General features: G+C 65.5%; 3 protein-coding genes. 2 read left to right on the top strand and 1 reads right to left on the bottom strand.

All coding sequences use genetic code 11. The annotated features are described in order from the left end of the window. Window positions 1-144: 144 nt before the first annotated feature. Entirely contained in the window at window positions 145-1,047 is a 903-nt protein-coding gene (locus tag J0A65_RS22395; protein WP_206596532.1) for a LysR family transcriptional regulator, read from the bottom strand. Window positions 1,048-1,147: 100 nt separating this feature from the next. Here J0A65_RS22395 and J0A65_RS22390 point away from each other — a divergent pair, with 100 nt between their 5' ends. Beyond that, entirely contained in the window at window positions 1,148-1,591 is a 444-nt protein-coding gene (locus J0A65_RS22390) for a (R)-mandelonitrile lyase (protein ID WP_134676735.1), read from the top strand. 38 nt (window positions 1,592-1,629) lie between these two features. Beyond that, on the top strand, window positions 1,630-2,360 hold a 731-nt coding region (locus tag J0A65_RS22385), incomplete at its 3' end, for an alpha/beta hydrolase (protein ID WP_206596531.1).

Here is a 2,360-nt window from a genome sequence, read left to right as displayed (position 1 = left end):
CGTTCAGCACTGCGTCGACTCACGGACGAGACTCCTGGCCATCGATGCGATGGCGGTTGACCCGCCACATGTTAAGGCAATGGCGTGCGAGAAGGCGATCCGTCGCCACGCTCGGCCTGCCTGCCGAGCATGCGGAACGTCTCGTCAACCTGGCGCCTGCCAGTCGCGCAGTGCATCCAGCACCACACGGAAGGCGGCCGTCTGCTGGCGCCGGCTCGGGTAGTACAGGTGATAGCCGGGGAAGCTGTCGGACCATGCCCCGAGTACTTCGGTCAGCGCTCCGCTGTCCAGATAGGGCCGTACCTGGGTATCCGGTAGCTGCGCCAGGCCGACGCCGGCCAGGCAGGCATCGAGGATCTGCAGCACGCTGTTCATGATCAGCGGGCCGCCGACACGTACGCGGAATTCGTTCTCGCCGCTGCCGAACTCCCAGGAGTAGAGGCCGCCGTGCGTGGGCAGGCGCAGGTTGATGCAGCGATGCGCGGTCAGCTCCTCCGGACGGTGCGGGGTACCGTACCGCGCCAGATAGCCAGGGGTGGCCACGGTGACCATGCGCATCTCGGGACCGATGGGAACGGCGATCATGTCCGCGTCGATGATCCCGCCCAGGCGTATGCCGGCATCGAAGCGTTCGGCAACGATGTCGGTGAGCCCGTAGTCGGTGATCAACTCCACCACCACGTCCGGGTAGGTCTCCAGCAGCGTCGCCAGCTTGGGCCAGACGACGTGGCGGGCAGCGAACTCGTCGGCGGTGATGCGCACCGTACCGGACGGGTGCTGGCGCAGGTCGGAGATGGCGCTCAGGTGCGCGTCGATGCGCTCGAGCAGCGGCGCGATCTCGAGCAGCAGCTTCTCTCCCGCTTCGGTGCGCGTGACGCTGCGGGTCGTGCGCGTCAGCAGGCGCACCCCAAGGCGCTCCTCCAGGCCGCGTATGGTCTGGCTGACTGCCGAAGGCGAGACGCCGAGGCGGGCGGCGGCGCGGGTGAAGTTGCGCTCCCGTGCCACCGCGATGAAAACCACCAGATCATCCATGCCGCTCGTGAACATTGTTAAGTACTGCTTCATACCGAGTTAATTATTTTGCGTATACACGAATCAATCTGCCGTCGCTACCTTTGTCTCTCGAGCAACGAATGAGGTGACCGACATGAGTGACAGCGATCTGGCCAGTGCCGACATGCAGGTTCACCGCGCAGGATCGAGCCAGGCTATCGTCGGCCCGGCCGAGTGGTTCACCGGGCGTGTGCGCATCGACCGCATCTTCAACGCGCCGGCTCCTGCGCGGGTTGGCGTCGCGGTGGTCAATTTCGAACCGGGTGCGCGGACCAACTGGCATACCCATCCGCTGGGTCAGGTGCTGCTGGTGACCGATGGCGTGGGTTGGACGCAGTGCGAGGGTGGGCCGAAGACCGAGATTCGCCCCGGCGACCTGATCTGGTGCAACTGCGGCCGCCGCCACTGGCACGGTGCAACCGACAGCAGCGCCATGCAGCACATCGCGATCAACGAGTCGCTCGATGGCAAGCCGGTCGACTGGCTGGCGCCAGTGACGGACGCCGAGTTCCTCGCCGGCCCGGTGAAAAAGGACTGAGCCGCCGTCATTCCCTTCCCCTCAAACAGGAGCCTCTCATGGGCAACTACATTTTCGCGTTGAGCGAGCAGGTGCGTCGCCAGCCGGTCAGCTATCGCAATCGCTTCGGCATCGAGCTGGCCGGCGACCTCTACCTGCCCGCTGACTTCCACAGTCGTGACGACTGGCCGGCGCTGATCATCGGCGCGCCTTATGGCGGGGTGAAGGAGCAGGGGCCGGGCGTGTACGCCAACGAGCTGGCCCAGCGCGGTTTCGTGGCACTGACCTTCGATGCCTCGCACAATGGTGAATCCGGCGGTTCGCCGCGGCGTCTGTCGTCGCCTGAGCTGTTCGTCGAGGATTTCCACGCGGGTGTCGACTTTCTTGGCAACCAGGCTGGCATTGCACGTGATGCCATCGGCGTGATCGGCATCTGTGGCTCCGGTGGCTTCGGCCTCAGCGCCGCGCAGGTCGACCCGCGCATCAAGGCCGTGGCCACCGTAAGTCTGTACGACATCTCGCGCCTGCATGCCGAGGGCTTTGCCGGCAGTCTGGACGAAGCCGCACGCAGGGCGACGCTGCAGGCTCTGGCCGAGCAGCGTTGGAGCGAGTTCGCCAGTGGGCGGGCGACGCTGGGCGAGCGTGGAGCACCGTTGCAGATCGATGCCGATACACACCCGATAGGCCGCGAGTTCGGCGAATTCTATTCACGGCCACGCGGCTATCACGCCAATTCCAGCACCCAGTTCACCCAGACCTCGGCACAGGGCTTCATGAACTTCCCGCTGCT

This window comes from Bowmanella yangjiangensis, assembly GCF_017255015.1.
Classification (GTDB): Bacteria; Pseudomonadota; Gammaproteobacteria; order Enterobacterales; family Alteromonadaceae; genus Bowmanella; species Bowmanella yangjiangensis.
The sequence above is the reverse complement of the archived record's forward strand: the minus strand, read 5'-3'. Positions and strand labels throughout refer to the sequence as shown.

Coding starts and splice junctions, on each gene's coding strand:
- J0A65_RS22395 (WP_206596532.1), bottom strand. CDS start 1,047: ATGTTCACGAGCGGCATGGATGATCTGGTGGTTTTCATCGCGGTGGCA.
- J0A65_RS22390 (WP_134676735.1), top strand. CDS start 1,148: ATGAGTGACAGCGATCTGGCCAGTGCCGACATGCAGGTTCACCGCGCA.